General features: G+C 35.3%; 20 protein-coding genes. 12 read left to right on the forward strand and 8 right to left on the reverse strand.

Annotated features, from left to right (window positions below):
* The first annotated feature begins 164 nt into the window (after positions 1 to 164).
* The 9 genes from ABEG11_RS10370 (at position 165) to ABEG11_RS10410 (ending at position 8,249) form a co-directional block, all read left to right on the forward strand.
* The gene (locus ABEG11_RS10370; protein ID WP_435302839.1) at positions 165 to 740 is read left to right on the forward strand and encodes a nucleotide exchange factor GrpE; all 576 of its coding nucleotides are present in this window, start codon (positions 165 to 167) and stop codon (positions 738 to 740) included.
* 51 nt (positions 741 to 791) lie between these two features.
* Entirely contained in the window at positions 792 to 1,904 is a 1,113-nt protein-coding gene (gene dnaJ, locus ABEG11_RS10375) for a molecular chaperone DnaJ (protein WP_348824097.1), read from the forward strand.
* Positions 1,905 to 2,025: 121 nt separating this feature from the next.
* Positions 2,026 to 2,946, forward strand: coding sequence for an ABC transporter ATP-binding protein (locus ABEG11_RS10380; protein WP_348824098.1), 921 nt, complete (start codon positions 2,026 to 2,028; stop codon positions 2,944 to 2,946).
* A gap of 176 nt (positions 2,947 to 3,122) precedes the next feature.
* The gene (locus tag ABEG11_RS10385; RefSeq protein ID WP_348824099.1) at positions 3,123 to 4,439 is read left to right on the forward strand and encodes an ABC transporter permease; all 1,317 of its coding nucleotides are present in this window, start codon (positions 3,123 to 3,125) and stop codon (positions 4,437 to 4,439) included.
* A 115-nt stretch (positions 4,440 to 4,554) separates the two neighbouring features.
* Entirely contained in the window at positions 4,555 to 5,718 is a 1,164-nt protein-coding gene (locus ABEG11_RS10390) for a sigma-54-dependent transcriptional regulator (protein WP_348824100.1), read from the forward strand.
* Positions 5,719 to 5,816: 98 nt separating this feature from the next.
* Positions 5,817 to 6,536, forward strand: coding sequence for a DEAD/DEAH box helicase (locus ABEG11_RS10395; RefSeq protein ID WP_348824101.1), 720 nt, complete (start codon positions 5,817 to 5,819; stop codon positions 6,534 to 6,536).
* A 79-nt stretch (positions 6,537 to 6,615) separates the two neighbouring features.
* Positions 6,616 to 6,834 carry a putative signal transducing protein gene (locus ABEG11_RS10400; protein WP_348824102.1) on the forward strand — a complete coding sequence of 73 codons (219 nt, stop codon included), beginning with the start codon at positions 6,616 to 6,618 and terminating at the stop codon, positions 6,832 to 6,834.
* 75 nt (positions 6,835 to 6,909) lie between these two features.
* Complete coding sequence (locus ABEG11_RS10405) at positions 6,910 to 7,722, forward strand: Cof-type HAD-IIB family hydrolase (protein ID WP_348824103.1); 813 nt, start codon at positions 6,910 to 6,912, stop codon at positions 7,720 to 7,722.
* Positions 7,722 to 8,249: a GNAT family N-acetyltransferase gene (locus tag ABEG11_RS10410; protein WP_348824104.1), complete on the forward strand. Its 528-nt coding sequence runs from the start codon at positions 7,722 to 7,724 to the stop codon at positions 8,247 to 8,249. The genes ABEG11_RS10405 and ABEG11_RS10410 overlap by 1 nt, the downstream gene beginning before the upstream one ends.
* 68 nt (positions 8,250 to 8,317) lie before the next feature.
* On the opposite strand, the gene ABEG11_RS10415 is transcribed toward ABEG11_RS10410, so the two are convergent.
* On the reverse strand, positions 8,318 to 8,839 hold the full coding sequence (locus ABEG11_RS10415) for a hypothetical protein (RefSeq protein ID WP_348824105.1): 522 nt from the start codon (positions 8,837 to 8,839) through the stop codon (positions 8,318 to 8,320).
* A 646-nt stretch (positions 8,840 to 9,485) separates the two neighbouring features.
* Here ABEG11_RS10415 and mtaB point away from each other — a divergent pair.
* Complete coding sequence (gene mtaB / locus ABEG11_RS10420; protein WP_348824106.1) at positions 9,486 to 10,844, forward strand: tRNA (N(6)-L-threonylcarbamoyladenosine(37)-C(2))-methylthiotransferase MtaB; 1,359 nt, start codon at positions 9,486 to 9,488, stop codon at positions 10,842 to 10,844.
* 151 nt (positions 10,845 to 10,995) lie between these two features.
* Here mtaB and ABEG11_RS10425 read toward each other — a convergent pair whose 3' ends face one another.
* From ABEG11_RS10425 to ABEG11_RS10445, 5 genes are all read right to left on the reverse strand, one after another.
* Positions 10,996 to 11,712 carry a 3-ketoacyl-ACP reductase gene (locus tag ABEG11_RS10425; RefSeq protein ID WP_348824107.1) on the reverse strand — a complete coding sequence of 239 codons (717 nt, stop codon included), beginning with the start codon at positions 11,710 to 11,712 and terminating at the stop codon, positions 10,996 to 10,998.
* Positions 11,713 to 12,111: 399 nt separating this feature from the next.
* Positions 12,112 to 14,226 (reverse strand): vWA domain-containing protein, encoded by a 2,115-nt coding sequence (locus ABEG11_RS10430; protein WP_435302840.1) that lies wholly within the window; start codon positions 14,224 to 14,226, stop codon positions 12,112 to 12,114.
* Between the two features lie 674 nt (positions 14,227 to 14,900).
* Positions 14,901 to 15,401, reverse strand: a complete 501-nt coding sequence (locus ABEG11_RS10435; protein ID WP_348824231.1) for an RNA polymerase sigma factor — start codon at positions 15,399 to 15,401, stop codon at positions 14,901 to 14,903.
* 115 nt (positions 15,402 to 15,516) lie between these two features.
* Positions 15,517 to 16,353: a DUF6929 family protein gene (locus ABEG11_RS10440; RefSeq protein ID WP_348824109.1), complete on the reverse strand. Its 837-nt coding sequence runs from the start codon at positions 16,351 to 16,353 to the stop codon at positions 15,517 to 15,519.
* Between the two features lie 259 nt (positions 16,354 to 16,612).
* On the reverse strand, positions 16,613 to 17,164 hold the full coding sequence (locus tag ABEG11_RS10445; protein WP_348824110.1) for a hypothetical protein: 552 nt from the start codon (positions 17,162 to 17,164) through the stop codon (positions 16,613 to 16,615).
* Positions 17,165 to 17,381: 217 nt separating this feature from the next.
* Between ABEG11_RS10445 and ABEG11_RS10450 the strand changes: the two genes are divergently transcribed.
* Together ABEG11_RS10450 and ABEG11_RS10455 are read left to right on the forward strand one after the other, a co-directional pair.
* Complete coding sequence (locus ABEG11_RS10450; protein WP_348824232.1) at positions 17,382 to 18,758, forward strand: MATE family efflux transporter; 1,377 nt, start codon at positions 17,382 to 17,384, stop codon at positions 18,756 to 18,758.
* A gap of 833 nt (positions 18,759 to 19,591) precedes the next feature.
* A complete protein-coding gene (locus ABEG11_RS10455) occupies positions 19,592 to 19,819 on the forward strand; it encodes a DUF8828 family protein (RefSeq protein ID WP_115813384.1) in 228 nt (75 codons plus the stop codon).
* Positions 19,820 to 19,878: 59 nt separating this feature from the next.
* Here ABEG11_RS10455 and meaB read toward each other — a convergent pair whose 3' ends face one another.
* Both meaB and ABEG11_RS10465 read right to left on the reverse strand, forming a co-directional pair.
* Positions 19,879 to 20,967, reverse strand: coding sequence for a methylmalonyl Co-A mutase-associated GTPase MeaB (gene meaB / locus ABEG11_RS10460; protein WP_348824111.1), 1,089 nt, complete (start codon positions 20,965 to 20,967; stop codon positions 19,879 to 19,881).
* A gap of 108 nt (positions 20,968 to 21,075) precedes the next feature.
* Entirely contained in the window at positions 21,076 to 21,717 is a 642-nt protein-coding gene (locus tag ABEG11_RS10465) for an NAD(P)-dependent oxidoreductase (protein WP_348824112.1), read from the reverse strand.
* Positions 21,718 to 21,747: the final 30 nt, after the last annotated feature.

The following is a 21,747-nucleotide window of genomic DNA, read 5'->3' on the forward strand; positions in this document are numbered from 1 at the left end:
AATTTAAACAAACTATATCGTAATAGTCTTAAAATTTTATTAATTTTTTGAGACAGAATTGATTTACTTTTGCGAATGGCTTTTTGTTTTTTAAAAAAGTGTGACAATTTGACATTTTATAAGTTTTGGCAGTACTTTTGCAATCAACATTAACGAATAAAATTATGTTTAAGAATTTTTTTAAAAATAAAAGTAATATGACAACAGAAAATACAGAATTCGATCAAGAAATAGATGATGTGACATTAGAGAATAATGCAAATGGTGAGCAAATTATTATTGAAGAATTAAGTGTTGAAGAGCAATTAGCCCAGGACTTAGCGAAAGAAAAAGATAAGTTCTTGAGATTATTTGCTGAATTTGAAAATTACAAAAGACGTACTACTAAAGAAAGAATCGAATTGTTTAAAACGGCAAATCAGGAAGTATTGCTTTCTATGCTGCCTGTTTTAGATGATTTTGACAGAGCGATAATTGAAATCAGTAAATCGGAAGATGAATTGCTGGCTAAAGGTGTTGAATTAATTCACGAAAAATTAAAAAGCACATTGGTTAACAAAGGTTTGGAATTAGTAGATGTTAAAGCAGGGGATGCATTTAATGCTGATTTTGCCGAGGCGATTACTCAAATACCTGCACCTTCTGATGATATGAAAGGAAAAATTGTTGATGTTCTTGAAAAAGGTTACAAACTGGGGGATAAAATTATTCGTTTTCCAAAAGTGGTAATTGGTGGTTAAATTCCAATTAATTAGGAGTTTATGTTTTTAAATTTGGAATTACTTTAAATTATGAAAAAAGATTTTTACGAAATATTAGGGATTTCAAAAGGTGCAGATGCTGCTGAAATAAAAAAAGCATATCGAAAAAGCGCTTTGAAATACCATCCTGACAAGAATCCAGGCGACAAAGAGGCAGAAGAAAAATTCAAATTGGCTGCCGAAGCTTATGAAGTATTGAGCGATCCTGCCAAAAAAGCAAAATACGATCAATACGGGCATCAGGCCTTTGACGGTTCAGGAGGATTTGGCGGAGGTCATGGCGGAATGAACATGGATGATATATTCAGTCAGTTTGGAGATATTTTTGGTGGTGGTTTCGGCGGATTTGGCGGAGGCGGGGGCGGAGGTCCACGTCGCGTTAAGGGAAGCAATCTACGTATCAAGGTAAAATTGACAATCGAGGAAATTGCCAATGGTGTTGAGAAAAAAGTAAAAGTTAAACGTAAAGTTCAAGCGCCAGGCGTTAGCTATAAAACCTGTTCTACCTGTAACGGTCAAGGACAGGTAATGCGTGTAACCAATACTATTTTGGGAAGAATGCAGTCTGCTTCTACCTGTCCAACCTGTGGTGGATCCGGACAAATTTTGGATAAAAAACCAAATAATGCCGATTCTCAAGGAATGATTGCCGAAGATGAAACCGTTTCTATAAAAATTCCAGCTGGTGTTGTAGATGGAATGCAATTGAAAGTTTCAGGTAAAGGTAACGACGCTCCAGGTAATAGTGTTGCAGGAGATTTAATTGTGGTTATCGAAGAAATTGAACATGAATTCCTTAAACGCGAAGGTGAAAATCTGCATTATGATTTATATATCAGTTTTGCTGAAGCGGTTCTTGGAATTTCAAAAGATATCGATGCCGTAAACGGTAAAGTAAGAATCAAGCTGGAAGAAGGAATTCAGTCCGGTAAAATTTTGAGATTGAAAGGGAAAGGTATTCCAAGTATCAATGGTTACGGAAGTGGAGATTTGTTGGTTCATGTAAATGTCTGGACTCCAAAAACCCTGAACAAGGAACAAAGACAATTCTTTGAAAAAGCATTGAACGACGATAATTTTACTCCAAGTCCTGAAAAATCAGACAAATCATTTTTTGAAAAAGTAAAAGATATGTTTTCTTAATCTTTTCAAATAATAAAGTACAAACCCATCCTTTATTCGTTCAGGATGGGTTTTTTAATGGATAATTTTGAGATTTTAGGCTCGAAATTATTTACTTTTACCGCCAATTAAAAAATTAGCTGTGAGCAGTATTCTTGAAGTAAATAAAGTCGTAAAGCAATATGGCGATTATGTTGCGCTTAACGAAGTGTCATTGACTGTACCAAAAGGGAGTATTTACGGACTTCTGGGGCCAAATGGTGCCGGAAAAACTTCCTTGATTCGGATTATCAACCAGATTACAATGCCTGATAGCGGTGAAATTATCCTTGATGGCGAAAAACTGCAGCCGAAACATATTCAGCATATTGGTTATCTACCGGAAGAAAGAGGTTTGTACAGTTCCATGAAAGTGGGTGAACAGTGTCTGTATTTGGCGCAAATGAAAGGTTTGTCCAAAGCCGAGGCCAAAAAACAGCTCGAATTTTGGTTTGACCGTTTGGGAATCCAAGGGTGGTGGAACAAGAAAATTCAGGAACTTTCGAAAGGAATGGCACAGAAAATCCAGTTTGTGGTTTGCGTTTTGCACAAGCCAAAATTATTGATTTTTGATGAACCTTTTTCAGGATTTGATCCCGTGAATGCGAATGTGATCAAGGATGAAATTTTGGCATTGAAAGAAGACGGAGCAACGATTATTTTTTCGACTCACCGAATGGAAAGCGTAGAGGAATTATGCGACCATATTGCATTGATTCACAAATCGAACAAATTGATAGAAGGAAAGCTGATTGATGTAAAAAGACAATACAAGACCAATAGTTTTGAGGTTGGTATCTTGTCTGACAACGTGGAAGGGTTGATGTTTGATATTACGCAGAAGTTCAAAGTCGGGCAGGCTAATTTTAAATCATTAAACGATGAGATAAAACTGGTGATTCAGCTTGGCGACAAAACCCCAAATGAATTGTTGCATGTCTTGACACAACGTGGGCAAGTAACCCATTTTGTTGAAAAAATCCCTAGCGTAAACGATATTTTTATTCAAAAAGTCAGTAAGTAATATACGAGGTAAGATATTTGATATATGATATGGAATTGGGGATGTTTGATTTTTAAATAGTATTTTGTTTAATCAAATATCAGAAAATCAAAATCACGAATCACCCTTCATATTTCAAATATTGTAAAGCATAATTCTTAAATCGTAATTCGTATACCATAAATCGTAAATCAAAAATGAGCATAATTTCATTAATCATAAAAAGAGAATTTGTAGCCAAGGTCCGTAATAAGTCGTTTATTGTAATGACTTTTTTGAGTCCGCTGTTATTTGTTGCCATCTCTGGTTTTATAGCTTATTTGAGCTCCATGAAGCCAGATACTAAGCTTATCGCAATTCATGACGAATCGGGATTGTTTGTCAATGAATTCATGACGTTAAATAATAAAAACAGTGATTATAAATATGTCGATTATTCTGCAGTTGATATTGAAATACTGAAAGACAGTATAACCAGAGAGAACTACGAAGCATTGCTTTATGTTCCAAGAACTGCTGATAATAAAGAATTGGAAACTAAAATCCAGCTGGTTTCTAATGATAGTCCGAGTATGAGTTTTATCGAAAGCACTCAAGGCATAATTGCTGATAAATTAACCAAGAATAATCTCGAATTGGCACATCTGGATACTTTAGCGATTAAAAAGGCAAAAGCGGAAGTGGTTTTGAATTTATCAAAAGCATCTGGAGAAGAGAGTCTCAGAGGACTTAATGAGATAAAAATTGGGATTGGAGGGGCTTTTGGTTATCTGATTATGATGTTCATTATTATTTATGGAAACATGGTAATGCGAAGCGTGATCGAAGAGAAGACCAATCGTATTGTGGAAATTATTATTTCATCGGTAAAGCCATTCCAGCTGATGATGGGAAAAATAATAGGAACTTCGCTGGCGGGATTGCTGCAGTTTTTAATTTGGGTTATTATTGGCCTATCATTAATGTTTGCCGCTTCGGCTTTCTTTGGAGTTAATATTGGTCCAACAGCCAGAGTTTCTCCCGAAATGATGCAGGCTGCACAGCAGGAATTTGCAGGCACGGCTCAAATGTATATTAAAGAGATATGGAATCTTCCTATCGCTGGTATATTGATTGGTTTTGTGATATATTTTATAGGAGGTTATTTTTTATACAGCTCCTTTTATGCCGCAATTGGTGCCGCTGTTGACAATCAGACAGATTCTCAGCAGTTTCTTTTGCCAATCATCATGCCTTTGATGCTAAGCGTTTATATAGGTTTTTTTACAGTAATCAATAATCCCCATGGGACTGTAGCTGTAGTTTTCTCCATGATTCCCTTGACATCTCCTATTGTAATGTTAATGCGTATTCCTTTTGGTGTGCCATGGTGGCAGATTGCAATTTCCGTATCTTTGTTATTTGGCACATTTTTTGGCGTGGTGTGGTTCGCAGCCAAAATTTACCGTGTCGGAATTTTAATGTATGGCAAAAAACCAAGCTGGATCGAATTGTATAAATGGCTTAAATATTAAGAAAGAGCAGCTAAGTTACTAAGCAGCTGAGTTTACTGAGTTTTTTAAAATAATTGTAAAAAAACGCAGTAAATTAGAGTCTTAGAAACTCAGAATCTTAGAAACTTAAAAAAATATGAGTAAAATACTGATTATTGAAGACGAAGAAGCAATTAGAAGAGTATTGGTACGTATACTTTGTGAAGAGAATGAGTCCTATGAAGTTGATGCTGCCGAAGATGGCGTAATTGGTCTTGAAAAAATAAAAGAGAAGGACTATGATCTGGTCTTGTGCGATATAAAGATGCCAAGAATGGATGGTGTCGAACTGCTGGAAGCGGTAAAAAAAATAGATACAGAAATTCCAATCGTTATGATTTCGGGTCATGGCGACATGGAAACGGCAATTAATACAATGCGTCTGGGTGCATTTGATTATATTTCAAAACCGCCCGATTTAAACCGATTACTAAATACGGTTCGAAATGCTTTAGACAGAAAAAAACTGGCTGTCGAAAATAAGATCCTGAAAAAGAAAGTCAGCAAAAAATACGAAATAATTGGCGATTGCGAGCCTATCAATCTTGTTAAAATAATGATTGATAAAGTAGCTCCAACTGATGCAAGGGTTTTGATTACGGGACCAAATGGTACGGGCAAAGAATTAGTGGCGCATCAATTGCATGACAAAAGCGAACGTTCTGCAGCGCCAATGGTCGAAGTGAATTGTGCTGCGATACCTAGCGAATTAATAGAAAGCGAATTGTTTGGGCATGTCAAAGGTGCTTTTACATCGGCAGTGAAAGACCGTGCAGGAAAATTTGAAGCCGCTAATAAAGGAACTATTTTTCTGGACGAAATTGGCGATATGAGCTTATCGGCACAAGCCAAGGTTTTGAGAGCCTTGCAGGAAGGAATCATCACACGTGTAGGTGCGGATAACGACATAAAAATTGACGTCCGAGTGATTGCTGCTACCAATAAGGATTTAAAGGTTGAAATTGCAGAAGGCCGATTCAGGGAGGATTTATACCATCGTTTAGCGGTTATTTTAATAAAAGTACCTTCCTTAAATGACCGCAGGACTGATATCCCAGCACTGATTGAACATTTTGCTGTGAAAATAGCTAATGAGAATGGGAATGCTGTTAAACATTTTTCGAAAGAAGCTGTCAGTCTGCTGCAGGAATACGATTGGACTGGGAATATCAGAGAATTGCGAAATGTGGTTGAGCGTTTGATTATTCTGGGTGGAAACGAAATTTCTGAAAGTGATGTTAAAGCTTTTGCAAGCAAATAAAAAATAATTTAATGATTGAAAAATTTAATAATTTAAAGACTTGACATCTGTTTTTATCTTTTAATTTTTAAATCTTTTAATTTTTTTAATCTTAAAAAATGAAATTAAAAAAAATAAATCAAGTATTGCAGGAAGCCTTAATTGATAACGGGCTGACAGAAGCTAATGAGATACAAAAAGAGACTTTTTCGACTATAAAAAGCGGAGCTGATGCCATCATTGCTTCTTCAAAAGGTTCTGGAAAAACAGCAACTATAGTTATCAATGTTATACAGCAGCTGGTTTGTGAAGGAGAAGAATCACCCCGTGCATTAATCTTCGTAGAAAACAAGGCAAAAGTTCTTGAAATGGAAGAGCTTTTCGAAAATTTTGGAAAGTTTACCAATTTGAGAGTATATGGCGTTCACGAAAGAGGAGATATGGATTATGATAAAAACTACATTTCGGCTGGTATTGATGTGCTTATTGGAACTCCGGCAAAATTAAGTGACATGTTTTCTACCGCTGGCTATAATGTAAACCGCTTAAAAATGTTTATTATTGATGATGCCGATTCGATTTTGAAATTACGCCACGAAACAAAAATCACCCGAATTTCGAACAGCATTGCCAAGACACAGCGGCTGGTTTTTACCGATAAGATTACAGATAGAATTGAACTATTAGCCGATAAAATATTAGTAGAACCGTATGTCTTTGATTTTGAAGAGGAATATGAAGATGAAGACGAAGAGGATTTAGATGAAGAAGAATCAGTTTTTCATGCTGTCGATGATTTTGACGAAGAAGATGAGGAAATTGATGATGAGGAGGAATAGCTTTTGCAGATAAAAAAACAATATTTAATTCGTTTTTTTTGCTTAAAGAATGATATAATAATTTAATAAATAAAGAATCATGGGACTAATGAAAGTATTTTCGGGAAGTGAAATTTTAGCTTTGGCACTCCAAAAAAAAATTGAAGAGGCTGGAGTGGAAACATCAATCAAGAATAATATTCAATCGGCGAGAATGTCTGGTTTTCCAAATTCGGACTCGGCTGTTGAGGTATTTATTCAGGAAACTGATTTTGCAAAAGCAAATCCGGTTATTGAGGAATTCAGGTTAAGCATTTAATTCAATTATTTGAAACTAATTTTTACAGCCTTGAAACTTTTTTAGTGTCAAGGTTTTTTTATAATGAATAATATAATGAAACAAACAAAATACAAAATGATTGTCTTGGATATGGACGATACGCTGCTGACAGACAATCACACCATATCCGATGAGAATAAAGAAATGATTTTTAAAGCTCAAGAGAAGGGAGTTTATGTGGTTTTAGCTTCTGGCAGACCTACTTCGGCAATGACAGCGTATGCCAAAGAATTGAAAATGGATTTCTATAATTCGTTTATGCTGTCATACAATGGAGCAGTAATTACTGATTTGAAGGAGAATACGATTCTTTTCGAACAAACTTTGACTAAAGATCAAATTCATGAATTGTATGATTACAGCTTGAAAAGCAAAACACATATTATTACCTATGTAAATGATCAGATTGTCAGCGAGACAGATTGTGAGTATATTGAAATAGAAAAGAATATTACGGGTTTGGTTCATAATAAAGTACATAGCTTTAAAGATGCAGTTCTTACAAATGCTGTAAAATGTATTTTACTGGAAGAACCTTCTTATTTAAAAACAGTAGAGAATGATTTAAAATTGGCGATGCCACATTTGAGCGTATCTATGTCTAAACCGTTTTTCCTGGAAGTTGCCCAGCAGGGAATTGATAAAGCATATAGCTTAAAAAAACTGGCTGAAAAATTAAATATTCATCAAAATGAAATTATTGCCGTTGGAAACGCTGGCAATGATCTAACAATGATTGAATATGCAGGCTTGGGAGTTTGGGTAGACAATGTAACTCCCGAATTGAGGCATAAAGCAAGTATTATTGTAGCCTCTAATAATAACCATGGTGTAGCCGAAGTGATTGAGCGATTTATTTTGAACTAATGAAAACTCATTTGGAAACCGACAGGCTGATTTTGAGAGAATTATTGCCAACGGATGATTTAGGCATGTTTGAGTTAGATTCAAATTCTGAGGTTCATAAATTTCTGGGTAAAAAACCTATAAAACATATAGATGAGTCCAGACAGATGATTGAAAATATCAGAAAACAGTATGCTGAAAATGGAATTGGGCGCTGGGCAGTCATTCTTAAAGATACGAATGAATTTATTGGCTGGTCAGGTATAAAGTTAATTACCGATTCTATAAATAACCATCAGGATTTTTATGAAATTGGCTATCGTTTTATTCAAAAGCATTGGGGAAAGGGCTACGCTACAGAGGCTGGTTTAGCATTTATAGATTTTGCTTTTGATGAAATGAAAATTGATGCTCTTTATGCTTATGCCGATATGGCGAATGTCAATTCCAGACGTATTTTAGAAAAAATAGGAATGCAATATATTAATTCTTTTGAATATGATGGGGAAGAAGAAGTTTGGTATTCGATGAAAAACCCAAAACTATAACTGGTTTTATTTCATAAAAAAACCGTTCCAATTTATTTTCGGAACGGTTTTTTTTATGAAATGAAAGCTTATTTTTTTGCAACCGAAATAAAATAGTTATTTCCGTCACCCATTGTTAGTTTCACTCTTTCGTCACATACATCAATTACAAATTTGCCATTGTCATAACAAGTACAGGTTGTTTTTTTGTCTTTAGACATTTCGTTATCACATTTTCCTGTTTTATAACCTGCCAATTGAGGGGTGTAAAAAGAAACCAGATCAGTAGACGCAGTAACTAATGAAATAATGCTGGCCGAATTGTCATTAGCAATTCTATAAACAATTCTGTCAGTATAATTGATGTTCTCCACCGAAACTTTACGGATATAAGTGTAAGATGTTGAGGCCGTTTCGACTGATTTTTCTTCAAATTTAAAACCTAATGCTCTAATATCAAGGTTGAATTTTTCCTGAGAGTTGTAGCTGGCCCAAGCTGTCAGTGTACTAATTGTTGGAAAAGGATTTTTAGTAGCTATTACAGGAGCATTTTGACCCTGTGAGCATAGCGTAATAAATAGTAGGGAGATTGTGAGGCAGAATGATTTCATTTTTTTGTTTGTATGTTTATTTATTATTGACCTACTCTTTATGGTTTTCGGCGATCCCATTTTTTATTGTTTAAAATTTAGTTTTTGCTCCAAAGTATATTTCAAAAAACAGCCAATGCCTACAGCATGAAATGTAATTGTAATAATCATTATCATAAACAGACAAAGTCTTACAATATTACTTTTCTCTGAATTATTTTTAAAAAATAATTAGATTTTTTTTGAATTGCTGTATATAGGTTACATGTAGCTTTATCTGGTATATTTTAAAGCATGTGCCATAACTGTTTTTGGAATCGTGAAATTAATATTTAAATGAATACGAACAAAACCTTAGGATGAAAAATAATAATTTTAAACTGTATGAACCTTTTGTTTGCAAGACTTAATTGAATGTGATACAGTTCTTTTCAGAAAATTTTTCGCGTAATGTTTTCAAGAAAAATACTGAAAAGAACTCAAATCAAAATTGACTTCTGATTTTGGATTTATGAACGTAATAGTATAAGATTTATTGCTTTTTTACTGCCAGAACTCTTTAAAAGTAAATGAATATAAATAATCAACAGCTTTATAGTGTAGATTTTTGTTTGTAAATTTGCGCACTTAAATTTTTGACAACGATTTCATTAATTTAAGGTAATTTATGGAGAATAGAAAAAAAGTGGCTTTTTACACGCTTGGGTGTAAATTGAATTTTTCGGAGACATCTACAATCGCCCGAAATTTAGAAGATGAAGGTTTTGATCGCGTAGATTTTGAGGAAGTAGCCGATATGTATGTAATCAACACCTGTTCGGTTACAGAGAATGCCGATAAGCAGTTCAAACAAGTAGTGCGTAAGGCGATGAAGCTGAATGACAAGGCCTTTGTCGCTGCAGTTGGATGCTATGCACAGCTAAAGCCCGAAGAATTAGCCGATGTTGATGGAGTAGATCTAGTTCTTGGAGCTACAGAAAAATTCAAATTAGCAGATTATATCAATGATTTATCGAAAAATGATTTTGGCGAAGTACATTCCTGTGAAATAGCCGAAGCCGATTTTTATGTTGGCAGTTATTCGATAGGAGATAGAACCCGTGCTTTCCTTAAAGTGCAGGATGGCTGCGATTATAAATGTACATACTGTACAATTCCATTAGCAAGAGGGATTTCCCGAAGTGATGAACTGGAAAATGTCTTGAAAAATGCCTACGAAATTTCGAAGCAGAATATCAAGGAAATTGTCCTGACCGGTGTCAATATCGGCGATTACGGAAAAGGAGAATTTGGCAATAAAAAACACGAACATACATTTTTGGAACTGGTTCAGGCTTTGGATAAAGTGGAAGGAATTGAACGTTTGCGAATTTCATCGATAGAACCTAATTTACTAAAGAACGAAACAATAGAATTTGTTTCGAAAAGCAGAACTTTTGTACCGCATTTTCATATTCCGCTGCAATCAGGAAGCAATGATATTCTGAAATTGATGAAGCGCCGTTATCTGCGTGAAGTTTATACCGAAAGGGTCAATAAGATTCGCGAGGTTATGCCGCACGCTTGTATAGGAGTGGATGTGATTGTTGGTTTTCCAGGCGAAACCGATGAACATTTCCTTGAAACTTATCATTTCCTGAACGAAATGGATATTTCGTATCTGCATGTTTTTACCTATTCGGAGAGAGATAATACTGAAGCCGCGGCAATGGAAAATGTTATTCCAAATAACGTTCGTGCAAAACGCAGTAAAATGTTACGTGGTTTATCGGTCAAAAAACGACGTGCTTTTTATGAAAGCCAGCTGGGAACAAAAAGAACAGTACTTTTTGAAAGTGAAAATAAAGAAGGATATATTCATGGTTTTACAGAGAATTACGTAAAAGTAAAAACACCGTGGAATCCAGAATTGGTAAATACACTGCACGAAATAAATCTGACAAAAATCGATGAAGATGGAAGTGTCCGCATGGAGTTTACTTCGTCAGTTCGACCTACGGTCTCGGGTTTGAATGTTGAGGTTTAAAAAATTAAGAAATATCAATAAACACGAATTGCACTAATTTACACGAATTGTTTGGTATAAATTAGTGCAATTTTTGTATTTATACGATAGTTGATTAAGACCTAACAGGTTTTAAAAAACCTGTTAGGTCTAGCATTGATATTAAGTTCTTTTAAGGATTAGTTGACCAAATACTGCTATTTTTGATAAATACGCGTCGGTTGAGTTTTAGCTGGGCAATAATTAATTCTGCAACATCTTCTGACTGCATTACTTTGTCGGGATTACCGTCTGTAAGTTTCAATTCTTTTGCCAAGTCGGTGGCAACGGTGCTTGGTGTTAAAGCCGTAACACGAATATTGTGTTTGCGTACTTCCTGCATCAAAGAATCAGTCAAACCTAAAACAGCAAATTTTGAAGCACTGTAAGCACTGGTCAGCGCATTTCCGTTTAATCCGGCTGTTGAGGAAATATTGATAATGTCACCGGTTTGTCTTTCAATCATATTTGGAAGAACGGCGCGGGTTACATAATAAGTTCCCATTAAGTTTACCTGAATGATACGCTCCCAAGCTTCTGGTTCCAATTCCAGAAAATTACCAAAAGCAGCAATTCCTGCATTGTTGATTAAGATATCAATCGATCCGAATTCAGATAAAGCTTTCTCCACGGCAGTATTTACCGAGTTGATATCGGCAACATCAGCAGTTACAGCTAATGCTTTCACTCTCAAAGAACGTGCTTTTGCAGCTACATTGTCAATTTCCTCTTGTGTTCTAGCCAATAAAATTACATTAACTCCTTCTTTGGCCAAAGCCAATGCAATTGCTTTTCCAATTCCTTTTCCAGCACCAGTAATCAGTGCATTTTTATTTTTTAAGTCGTTCATTTTGTTTTCTCTTTGTTTAATAACAAAGTTAAGGTATTTGTTTGGGTAGAAGTTTTAATTATATTTAAAAAACTATTTTCTTACTAAACGAAATATAATCTAAATTATCTGTGCCTTTTTTGTATTCTGTTTTCAAAAATGAATTGTCTCCAGCTTTAGCTGGAGTTAAATAGAATGTTTTATATGGCTTTAGCCAAAAAAATATGCAATTCGGCTAAAGCCAATATTATATTGATTTGTTTTACTCCAGCTAAAGCTGGAGGCAATTGAAACTATTTTTATTATGTTGAATAGATATAATTATTCAAACACTTCTTTTTAGTAGAAGTTAGTTTTTAATTCAAAAAATTAAATATAAAAAAGACCTAACAGGTTTTTGAAACCTGTTAGGTCTAAAAACTATTTCACAGTTTCCACCAATCGGATAAACTCAGCTTTATAACCGTCTTCATCATTGGATAATCCTTCTTGGGCTAATTTTTTAATATCTTCCGTAGCTTTATTCGGAACCAGATTGGAATCTCTTAATTTCAATCCAAACCAAGCTACAGCAGTACTGAATTTGAAATCGTCCGATGAGTTTTTCAACGGAATTGATTTGTTTTCAATCACTTTAACCATTTCAATACTTTTGTCTCCATCTGGTTTTTTATAGCGGAATTTTATCGTCGCCAGTTCATCCGAATAGTCATTTTCATTTGAACTGTTTTTGGTATATTTCAAATCGGGCTGATTGTTTAGGAACTCACTTTTTATGCCTGTTGGAATCACTTCATACAAAGCAGTAACGGTATGTCCGCTTCCCAATTCTCCGGCATCAATAGCATCGTTGGTAAAATCTTCTGGGCGTAGTTTTCTGTTTTCGTAGCCAATCAATCGATAGGCCTGTACCTGTTTTGGATTGAATTCGATTTGAATTTTTACATCTTTGGCGATAGCAAACATAGAACCTTTGAATTCTTTTCCCAAGAAACGATTGGCTTCCTGAATATTGTCGATATAGGCATAATTTCCATTCCCTTTATCGGATAACGTTTCCATTTTACTGTCTTTGTAATTTCCCATTCCGTAACCCAGACAAGTCAGGAATACGCCCGATTTCCTTTTTTGTTCAATTAATGTCTGCATATCAGTATTAGATGAAGCACCTACATTAAAATCGCCATCTGTAGCCAGAATTACTCTATTGTTTCCTCCTTTGATGAAGTTTTCTTCGGCCAATTTATAAGCCAATTCTATTCCGGCACCACCTGCCGTGCTTCCGCCAGCATTGAGGTTTTCTAAAGCATCGATTATAGTTTTCTTTTCATCGCCCGATGTTGGAGGCAAAACCATTCCTGCAGCTCCCGCATACACTACAATCGCTACTTTGTCTTTTTTTCGGAGTTCGTTTACCAGAATTTTCATTGACTGTTTAAGTAATGGTAATTTATTGGCATCACTCATAGAACCTGAAACGTCGATAAGGAAAACAAAATTGGAAGCAGGTAAATTATCCGTTGGGATATTTTTTCCCTGCAAACCAATTTTTAATAATTGGTGCTTTGGATTCCAAGGACATTCACTGTATTCGGTATTAATCGAAAATGGATGCTGCTCTTGTGGCTGCGGATATTTATATTTAAAGAAATTCATCATTTCTTCGACTCTTACAGCGTCTTTTGGAACCGTTTCTCCATTGTTTATAAAGCGTCTTACATTGGTATAAGAAGCATTGTCAACATCAATCGAGAAGGTAGATAATGGTGCTGCTTTTGGACTTTCGAATTGATTTTCTATAAATGATGTGTAATCTTCTAAATCTTCTTTAAAATCTAAGTCATCATAATCAGCATTTTTTTCATCTAATTTATCTTCCAGTTTCTCAATTTTTTTCCGCTCATTATCCGTAGGATTTTTGGAAGTTATCATAATGGCTCCGTTTTTACCTTTATGGCCAAATGCCTTTAATGCATCATTGGTTTTGATAACTCCAATTGTTTCAAATTCATTAAAATCAATAGTGTTTAATTTTTTCTTCGAAATTTCATAACCATTTAAATATAGCAGTGGCTGGTTGTTAATACCAAATTCTTTTTCACCCGCTTGAATAATTTCATCTATAAAGCCTATATTATTTTCAGTTGAATTCCTTTTAGAATTTGGATTAGATTTCTCTTTGTTTTTTTGTTTTGCTAAAGGTACTGCTGTTTTCTTTTTTGATGTTCCGTAGCCCACTACTACAATTTCGTTTAATGTTTGGCTCGAAGATCGCATTTTAATATTCAGTATATCTGATTTTTCGACGGTTGCATATTTATTGTCAAAACCTATAAATAGAAAAACAAGTTCATCTCCTTTTTCTGCTTTGATATTGAATTTTCCGTCAAAGTCAGTTGCAACTACTTGTTTTGTCCCTTTTATCATGACATTAACTCCAGGTAATGGTGTGTTGTTTTCGTCAGTAACTATTCCAGTAATTGTTCTATTTGTTGCATCGTAAGTAGATGTGATTTTAGCATTCTTGTCTTCCATAACGATTGCTTCGTTTTTTGGAATGAATTGGGTTTTATCAGTTGAATAATAATGTTCAGAACTTAGGTATCCTGGATTGTTTGAGATTTGAACTCCAGCAACTCTTCCTTGAAGGGCTTGATTACTATTGAGGTCTTTTTGTTTTAAATCGTCGTCTTTAATAACAGTAGATTCAGAACTAGTTAAAGATGATTTTTTTTGAGTTCCGTAACCAGTTACTACTTCATTTAAAACGTTATTGTCTTCTTGAGCAGTTGTAATTGCATCTGATTTAGCAATAGATGTTTGAATAGTTGTTTCTTCAGTAACGGCAACAGGATTTTCAATTTGTTCTTTTAGAATACTAACCGCATCTGGTTTGATATTTCCTGAAGGTTTTGAAGCAGTATTGGTATCTTTTTTTTCTTCAATAACCACGTTGTTTTCCATCGTTTTTTTTGGGGTGATTATTTCTGAATCTGTTTTGAAAAACTGATAACCCAATGAAAAAAACAACAGGAGTGAAGCAACAATTGCCAGCTTTTTCCATAGAATAATTGTTTTTTTATCTTCTTTTTTATCGAGTTTTTCTTCTACACGCGTCCATACTTTTTCGAAGGCAGGAAAGTCTTTCTCTTCTGCTTTTTGCGAAGCATTTTTTATTTTGTTGAATATTTTATCTTGATTGTCCATGACTATTTCGCTTTTTGGTAATACAGATTGTTTACTAACTCTTTGAGCTTAGTTTTCGAAGCATTCAATTGTGATTTCGAAGTGCCTTCGGAAATGTTAAGCATTGCTGCAATTTCTTTGTGACTGAAACCTTCGATAACAAAAAGATTAAAAATCGTCTTACAGCCGTCAGGAATATGATTTAGCAAATTGAGTAAATCTTCTTCCTCAAGCTCAGTTACTTCATCTGTAAATGGCTGTGAAATGGTTTTGACATCATCGAGATACAAGTTGAAATTGGTTCTTTTCTTGATGGCTGCCAAACAATGATTTACCGTAATTTTTCGGGACCAGGCTTCAAAAGCGCCAAACTCTTTGAGCTGATCGAGTTTTGTGAAAATAGTATAGAAAGCATCGGCCAAGGCTTCTTCTATTTCTTCTTCTTTCTTTAGGTAACGCTTGCAGGTGCGGTACAGTTTTGGAGCCATAAGCTCATACACGCGGCGCTGAGCATCACGGTGCATTTTTTTGCAGTCAGAAATTAAGTTTTCGTTTATCACAATCGTTATCTTTCTACTAAAGAGGGTGAAAAAGAGAAAAAGGTTGGGATGAGGTTAAAATATTTTTTAAAATAATTTTTTATTTACGTTTTGGAATAGATAATTTGAAAATATCTGCTTCAAGAACTTCGGTGTCATTGTCTTCGCAAAGCAAAAATTCAATTTTATCAGCGGTGTTTTGATAAACGGTTATTCCTTCAAATTTATGAGTGTCACTGATTTTTTGGGTAAAATCGATTTTCATGGTTTTGGTATCGATGCAGCCAATGAAGCTTCCCAGGATTTCTCCATCATCATAAGTAGATTTAGTGTTTTCGGCAGTTGCCAGAAAATAAATTTTACCGTCTAATGCCACGGCATCGGTAAAACTGCTTCGGACTCCTTTTATTTTGGGTAGTTTATAACTGTTGGAAAGGATATTGAATTCATTGATTAAGTTTTTGCCTTGAATAGTAAACATGACGTTTTTGTTGGATTCACCATTACCCCGGTTGAATAAGTACCATTCTTCACCAGTATAAATTGCTCCTTCAATATTAAAATCTTCGGGTTTTATTTCGGCAAAACTCTGCATTACGGAATACAGATCGGTGAGGTCATTGATTACTATTTCTTTTTTTAGTGTATCGATTTGAACCATTCTGTTTCTTTTTTGGGTAGAACCCGAACCAAAAACGTAAAGGTTATCTCCAAAATGAGTGATAGCTTCAAAATCAGGTTTTTCGCTTTTTATAATATTTGCGGTGGCATTTTCTATGATTTCATGCTGCTGCAGTGTTTGAGCAGGAATTGCATATTCGTATAGGAATCCGCTGTTGTCGCCTATGATAAATAGACTGTTGTCTTTGTAAATAAGTCCGGAAGCAGAACCGATTCCGATGATGTGAAAAAGAAGTTCTAATGTAAATTTTTCCATTAAATATTGTTTTGAAAATGAATGCTCTAGCCCAGATGGAAGTGGAAATCCTTTTGAAAATAACGGCTGTTTTTTCTTGTACTTGCAGAGCGACCAGCGGAAGCTCCTGCAAGTGCTTAGAAAAAAAGCAGTTATTGAAAAAGATTACAACGGACAGCTGGATTAGGCTCCTCAAAAATACAGTATATAAAATGGAATTTAATTTTTAAGCAAAAAAAATGTGCTGAAATCCAGCACATTTTTTAGAAATTGAATGTTTCTACAAATCAAAACCATAGGCAACACGGACACCTACTTGGCCAGCGCCTTTGCCTAAGCTTCCGTCATTATTCCATCTTGGCAAATTGTTATAGTGTTCATAACGCAACGAAATGTCTATGTATTTTGTGGCATAACCAATGCTTGGTGCCAATAACAATGAGGTATTGTGATAATGTGGGTCAGTTACAAATGCGGCTCCGCCTTCTCCCATGATGTAAAACTGATCGTTCCAGACGAACGCTTTAAAACCAACTTTTGCGGGTACAAATCCAAGGTCATCACCATCGGCTTCGCTTACAAATAAACGGCTATACCCAGTGGTCAAAGTTAAAGAATATCTTTTGGATAAGTCATATTGCAAGCGGGCGTCGGCACCTAAGGCTAATTTATAAGGATCGTGAACTGCATATCCGCCTGTAACACCTATTCCTAGACGAAATCCCTGATCATAGTTTTGTGAGCTTGTTGTTTCTTGTGCATTGGATTTATTGGCAAATAGAATTGAGATTGCCATTACCAGACCTATTTTAATTTTTTCTGTAACCTTCATAATTTTAATTTTTAGTTTGTAAAAAATATAGTGATGAACTCACTGTGGTGAGTATTTTACAAATGTATAACCCTTGTCTGATGGGGTGTTTATAGAATTATTTTGAATTTTTATATAATTTGGAGTTCCTAATCGAGTATGTTTTTGTGATAATTTGAAATAATTATGGATGGAATTACTTAGTTCTAATTACCTTTGCCGGCTCAATAAAATTATGATGAAGATTAAACAATACACCAATGAATTTGCCTATAATATTAAGCTGGCTTATCCAGTAATCCTTGGAATGCTGGGTCACACGCTGATAGGTATTGTAGATAATTATATGGTAGGAAACCTGGGTTCGACCGAGCTGGCGGCCGTTTCACTGGGTAATAGTTTTATTTTTCTGGCTATGGCTATAGGAATAGGATTTTCGACCGCAATCACGCCCTTGGTTGCTGAGGCTGATGCTGAAAAAAATGATAAAAAAATCCGTACGACCTTTCATCATGGCTTGCTGCTCTGTACTATTTTAGGTGTTTCGTTATTTATTATAACAGTACTGTCAAAACAATTAATGTATTTTATGGATCAGCCAGAGGCAGTAGTGCTGTTGGCAGCGCCTTATATTGACTGGGTTGCTTTTTCGTTAATTCCCGTTGTAATGTATCAGGGGTATAAGCAATTTGCCGATGGATTGTCTTTGACTAAATATTCTATGTATTCGATTATTTTGACAAATGTGGTTCATGTTTTTTTTAATTATGTACTGATTTACGGTTTTTGGATTTTTCCAAAATTAGGAGTAACAGGAGCTGCTTTAGGAACTGTGATATCTAGAATCATGATGGTCGTTTTCATGCATTACTTGATGAAGCACAATGCGGTCATGAAAAAGTTCTTTAAAAATTTCACTTTTAAAGAAATCAAAAAATCAATATTAAAAAAAATAGTCAGTATTGGTGTTCCTTCATCGCTGCAAATGCTGTTTGAAGTGACTCTGTTTACTGCAGCAATCTGGCTCTCAGGATCATTAGGAAAAAACAGTCAGGCGGCCAATCAAATAGCGCTTATACTGGCCTCATCAACCTTTATGGTGGCTATGGGCTTGAGTGTTACAGCTATGATTCGAGTAGGGCATTCGAGAGGAGCTGGCGATTATAAAAACTTGATTATAGTAGCGCGGTCTATCTTTTTATTAGCAATAATTACCGAAGCATTTTTTGCATTGATATTTGTAGTTTTCCATAATTTCCTGCCCCATTTATTTCTTAATATGCACGATCCAGCGCAGGTTATGGATAATAAGGAGATTATTATGATTACATCAAACCTGCTGCTGATAGCTGCTGTTTTTCAAATTTCAGACGGAATTCAAGTGGTGGTTCTCGGTGCGCTGCGGGGTTTGCAAGACGTAAAAATTCCTATGTACATTACATTTGTTGCCTATTGGATAGTAGGTTTTCCAATATCTTTTTATTTGGGGAAATTTACAGGCTTGAAAGCCGTTGGAGTCTGGATTGGTCTTTTGGCAGGCTTGAGTGCGGCGGCAGTGTTTTTGTATCTAAGATTTGCTTATCTGACAAAAAAAACGCGTGATCGAACATGCTGATGACCAGGTTTAGAAGTATATAATTAATTTTCAAAATAAACCCGTTCCCGAATGTAGAGTATCTTTGTGTCCAAATCTGGATACAAAGAATGCTGCTTTTATCCCGCTGTTGGACACAGCTGAAAAATAGAACACAGCTGACGGATTTAAAACAATTTCATGACACTGGTAAATGATCGTCTCTTTTCAATGCAGAAGAGACGGTTTTTTTTTGACTGCCACAGCCAATGTGCCTCTTTTTTTTACTGCTATATGCTCAAAAAGAGCTGGAAATCACCTGTAATAGAGGTATAAACAGCCAATAACAGAGGTGTTAAACACCAATAGTAGAGGTATTAAACACCAACAATAGAGGTTTAAAACACCAGTAATAGAGATATTAAACACCAACAATAGAGGTTTAAAACACCAGTAATAGAGGTATTAAACACCAACAATAGAGATTTAAAACACCAGTAATAGAGGTATTAAACACCAACAATAGAGGTTTAAAACACCAGCAATAGAGGTTTAAAACACCAATAAAAGAGGTATTAAACACCAGCAATAGAGGTGTTAAACACCAATAATAGAGGTGTTAAATACCTGTTTAGAAAAAAAATAGTAAACAAAACGACAACAGCAAAAAACTGTCTTTTCTTTTCCAGAGCTACAAGAATGAACCATCGTTTGGGACACATCTAAAAAAAAAAAAGAGCATATAGTGTAATTGTGTCCAAGGGCAGGCTTATATCAGGGTCACGCAACAGCTTTGTTTTTTTTTAAACATTTTAAAAAAAAGAGTTTCAATAAAAAACGTATTTTTACACTCTTACAATAAAAAAATAAAACACATGGAATTACCAAAATTCTTATTAGGAGACAATACTGATTTTCCAGACGATATTTTTATCATCCACATGGATTATCCAAGATTTATCATTAATCTAAAAGACGATGAGGTAGAATTTATGGAAGAAGCAGAGGATCTTGATGAAGCAGAACTGAATGCCGAAATGGAAGGACTTATTGTTCTAGCCAATGAATTTTACGACAGAGAAATAGCCCGTTACGAAGAATAGTCTAAGGGTATTTTGATAAAAATATAAACTGCAAAAGCTGATAAATAACTTTTGCAGTTTTATTTTTTAAAATAATTGTCTAATAAAATTTGTGCTGCCGCAAAAGGGGAGACTTCATTATTTTGGACAGCAGTTTTAGTCGATTCTAGCAGTTCAATAGTATCTGGCTGTGTATAAAAATGAGTTTTTAACTGCTCATCTATCGTTTCTATCATCCAGAAAAGGTTTTGTTCTTTGCGCTTTTCAGCGAAATAATGATTTGAATGTACCAATTCTGTATAATCCGAAATGGTCTGCCAAACTCCTTCGATTCCTTCTTTAGTTAATGCACTGCAGGTTGATACGGTTGGAATCCACCCTGATTTTTTGGGTGGAAATAAATGCAGCGCTCTGTTAAATTCCACTTTTGTCAGTTGTGTTTTCTTGATGTTATCGCCATCTGCTTTGTTGATTACTACCGCATCGGCCATTTCCATTATACCTCTTTTAATTCCTTGCAATTCGTCTCCTGCACCAGCTATTTTCAGCAGTAAAAAGAAATCGACCATGCTGTGAACTGCGGTTTCGCTTTGTCCCACACCTACGGTTTCTATTAAAATAATATCAAATCCACAGGCTTCACATAGGGTTATTGTTTCTCTGGTTTTTCTGGCTACACCGCCCAGTGTTTCGCCCGATGCCGATGGACGGATAAAAGCATTTTCATCCTTTACTAATTCTTCCATTCGGGTTTTGTCTCCAAGGATACTCCCGTGGGAAATGGTACTGCTGGGATCCACAGCCAGAACGGCAACTTTCTTGCCTTGGCTGGTTAAGTGTTTTCCGAAAGCTTCAATAAAGGTGCTTTTGCCAACGCCTGGAACTCCTGTGATTCCGATTCGGATTGATTTATTAGCATTTGGCAGACAGCCGTTGATTACTGTTGTTGCTTTTTCAATATGAGTAGGGTGAGTGCTTTCAATTAATGTTATAGCACGGCTGAGAGCCGTTATATTTCCTGTCAAAATTCCTTCAATCAATTCTTGGGCTGTTGGCTGTTTTTTTCTGGTTTCCTTGATTTGGCGTATAGTATTCAAGCTGATTGTTTCCTGATGGGAAACACCAGATTTTAAGTTCAAAGCACTTGAATTGGATTTATGGACTGACAAAGTTTTTTGTTTTTATTGAGAGAAGTAAAAGTAATCAAAACAAAAACAGTTTCAAAAGTGTAAAAATGCTTTTGAAACTGTTTTTTGTGAATTAATGAGTCTTGTAAATTAATAAGCTGCAGTAAAACGAACCTGATGGTGTTTTGGGTTTTCAGCTTCGTCGGCAATAACCACTGCCAAATCTTCGACTGAAAGTATGCTTCGCTGTTCTTCGTTAAATACTGGATTTTCTAGCCCTAAACGGTATTTGCCAGTTCTGCCGGTTTTTGTACCCTGATGCATTTCGATGGCAGGACTGAAAAAAGCCCAGTCTAATTCTTTTTCTTCTTTAATTATTTCAAGATAATGTCTAGCAGCGTTTGCTCCGTCAAATATTTCTTTTGGAAATTCGGGTGTGTCAATCAGTTGGAGACCAGGTGCTATATATAAACTTCCGGCGCCGCCAATGGTAATGAAACGTTTCACACCTGATTTTTTCACTGCTTCCTGAATCGCTTTTGCTCCAGCCATAGCATCATTGTAGATGTTTGGGTTAGCCCATCCTGGATTGTAGGCATTAATGACAATATCGTTTCCTTTTAATATTTCTGCCAAAGAATCTATATTAAAGATATCGGCAGCCACCCATTTAGCATCAGACGTATTTTTTGGGGTTCTTGCAATAGCAGTAAGTTCATGGTTTCTGCCAGCTAATTCATTTAAAATTGCGGATCCTACAAATCCCGTAGCTCCAATAATAGCGATTTTCATAGTTATATATTTAAAAGTAATAAAAAATGT

The organism is Flavobacterium aestuarii (assembly GCF_040049115.1).
GTDB classification, from domain to species: domain Bacteria; phylum Bacteroidota; class Bacteroidia; order Flavobacteriales; family Flavobacteriaceae; genus Flavobacterium; species Flavobacterium aestuarii.

What these genes read in the sequence shown, in the direction of transcription:
- ABEG11_RS10370 (WP_435302839.1), top strand. Translation starts at nt 165, where the DNA reads ATGTTTAAGAATTTTTTTAAAAATAAAAGTAATATGACAACAGAAAAT.
- ABEG11_RS10425 (WP_348824107.1), bottom strand. Translation starts at nt 11,712, where the DNA reads ATGAACGACTTAAAAAATAAAAATGCACTGATTACTGGTGCTGGAAAA.
- ABEG11_RS10385 (WP_348824099.1), top strand. Translation starts at nt 3,123, where the DNA reads ATGAGCATAATTTCATTAATCATAAAAAGAGAATTTGTAGCCAAGGTC.
- ABEG11_RS10435 (WP_348824231.1), bottom strand. Translation starts at nt 15,401, where the DNA reads ATGCACCGTGATGCTCAGCGCCGCGTGTATGAGCTTATGGCTCCAAAA.
- ABEG11_RS10455 (WP_115813384.1), top strand. Translation starts at nt 19,592, where the DNA reads ATGGAATTACCAAAATTCTTATTAGGAGACAATACTGATTTTCCAGAC.
- mtaB (WP_348824106.1), top strand. Translation starts at nt 9,486, where the DNA reads ATGGAGAATAGAAAAAAAGTGGCTTTTTACACGCTTGGGTGTAAATTG.
- ABEG11_RS10395 (WP_348824101.1), top strand. Translation starts at nt 5,817, where the DNA reads ATGAAATTAAAAAAAATAAATCAAGTATTGCAGGAAGCCTTAATTGAT.
- ABEG11_RS10390 (WP_348824100.1), top strand. Translation starts at nt 4,555, where the DNA reads ATGAGTAAAATACTGATTATTGAAGACGAAGAAGCAATTAGAAGAGTA.
- ABEG11_RS10450 (WP_348824232.1), top strand. Translation starts at nt 17,382, where the DNA reads ATGAAGATTAAACAATACACCAATGAATTTGCCTATAATATTAAGCTG.
- ABEG11_RS10415 (WP_348824105.1), bottom strand. Translation starts at nt 8,839, where the DNA reads ATGAAATCATTCTGCCTCACAATCTCCCTACTATTTATTACGCTATGC.
- dnaJ (WP_348824097.1), top strand. Translation starts at nt 792, where the DNA reads ATGAAAAAAGATTTTTACGAAATATTAGGGATTTCAAAAGGTGCAGAT.
- ABEG11_RS10400 (WP_348824102.1), top strand. Translation starts at nt 6,616, where the DNA reads ATGGGACTAATGAAAGTATTTTCGGGAAGTGAAATTTTAGCTTTGGCA.
- ABEG11_RS10430 (WP_435302840.1), bottom strand. Translation starts at nt 14,226, where the DNA reads ATGGAAGACAAGAATGCTAAAATCACATCTACTTACGATGCAACAAAT.
- ABEG11_RS10410 (WP_348824104.1), top strand. Translation starts at nt 7,722, where the DNA reads ATGAAAACTCATTTGGAAACCGACAGGCTGATTTTGAGAGAATTATTG.
- ABEG11_RS10405 (WP_348824103.1), top strand. Translation starts at nt 6,910, where the DNA reads ATGAAACAAACAAAATACAAAATGATTGTCTTGGATATGGACGATACG.
- ABEG11_RS10445 (WP_348824110.1), bottom strand. Translation starts at nt 17,164, where the DNA reads ATGAAGGTTACAGAAAAAATTAAAATAGGTCTGGTAATGGCAATCTCA.
- ABEG11_RS10440 (WP_348824109.1), bottom strand. Translation starts at nt 16,353, where the DNA reads ATGGAAAAATTTACATTAGAACTTCTTTTTCACATCATCGGAATCGGT.
- ABEG11_RS10465 (WP_348824112.1), bottom strand. Translation starts at nt 21,717, where the DNA reads ATGAAAATCGCTATTATTGGAGCTACGGGATTTGTAGGATCCGCAATT.